The sequence below is a fragment of the Allobosea sp. CER48 genome (assembly GCF_044752385.1).
Classification (GTDB): domain Bacteria; phylum Pseudomonadota; class Alphaproteobacteria; order Rhizobiales; family Beijerinckiaceae; genus Allobosea.
In genome coordinates this window covers 1-1,381 of the sequence record NZ_JBIWYK010000657.1, presented here as the reverse complement: position 1 = coordinate 1,381, position 1,381 = coordinate 1, and the positions used below count along the sequence as shown (strand labels likewise).

At 66.0% G+C, this 1,381-nt stretch carries 1 protein-coding gene; it reads left to right on the top strand.

All coding sequences use genetic code 11. The annotated features are described in order from the left end of the window. Positions 1-1,263, top strand: a 1,263-nt coding sequence (locus ACIPIA_RS16330) for a GGDEF domain-containing response regulator (RefSeq protein ID WP_400511025.1), incomplete at its 5' end; no start/stop codon positions are given. Positions 1,264-1,381 lie beyond the last annotated feature (118 nt).

The window sequence follows — 1,381 nt, the reverse complement described above, 5'->3', positions numbered from 1 at the left end:
GTCATCGAGGACTCGCGGACATTCTCCCTTGCCCTACGGCAGTTCCTCGAAGCGGAGACTGGCCTGCCGGTCACGACCTGCGGCTCGCTCAAGGAGCTGAGCGAGATCATCGTCGCGGCACCGGGCGCCTACACGATCGCCGTCGTCGATCTCAACCTGCCAGACGCCCCGCGCGGCGAGGCGCTGGACTGGACCGTCTCGCACGGCATCCCTTCCGTCGTGTTCACCGCCACCTTCGACCTCGCGACGCGAGGCCGCATCATGGAGCGGGAGGTGATCGACTATGTCCTGAAGGACAACGAACTCGCCCTGCCCAACCTCGTCAATACGGTCAAGCGCGCGCTGGACAACCGCAATACGCGGATCCTCGTCGTCGACGACACACGCACGACGCGCAAGGTCCTCGCGCATATGCTGACGATCCAGCAATATGCGGTCGTCGAGGCCGGATCCGGGCAGGAGGCCCTCACGATCCTCGAAGCCAACCCGGATATCCAGCTCGTTGTCAGCGACTACTATATGCCGGACATGGACGGTTTCGAGCTGGCACGGCGCATCCGGCGCCACCATCCGCATGTCCGCCTGCTCGGCATTTCCTCCTCCACGGACCGCAAGACCTCGGCCGGCTTCCTGAAGGCCGGCGCCCATGACTTCGTCTCGCGCCCTTTCGTTCTCGAGGAACTGCAGTGCCGGATCGCCTCCTCCGTGGACACGCTGGCACAGCTCAGGCAATTGCAGGATCTCGCTGCACGCGACTTCCTGACCGGGCTGTTCAACCGCCGCCATTTCTTCGAGCGTGGCCGCAGCCTCGTCGACGAAGCCCGCGAAATGGGGCTGCCGATTTCGGTCGCCATCATCGACGTCGATCACTTCAAGCGCCTCAATGATCGCTACGGCCATGAAGGCGGCGACAAGGCGCTGGCAGCCGTCGCACGAGGACTGAGCCTTTCGGCAGAGCGCGGTTTCAACCTGCTCGCCCGGATCGGCGGCGAGGAGTTCGCCGTCCTTTTTCCGGGCGCCGATCTCGCCGAGGCCACGCGTCTCAGCGAAGCCATCCGGGAAGCGATCACGCGCGAACCCCTCGCCCTTGGCGATGATGCCTTTGCCCTCACCGTCTCGCTGGGCGTGGCCGAGATCGGCCCTCGGGACGCGTTGGACGCCTGCCTCGGCCTCGCGGACCGGGCGCTTTATGTCGCCAAGCAGGGCGGGCGAAACCGGGTCTGCGCCGACGTCTGCGAGCCCGCGCAGGCCGCCGCTCGATAGACGGCCTGCCGGAGCACCCTTCGCTTCAGTCGACGTAGCGCGGTGCCGGCTTGCGCGTTTGCGACGCTTCGACAATTGCCGCGCGGGCGCTGTCGAAGCCATTCCAGAGCGCGTCATC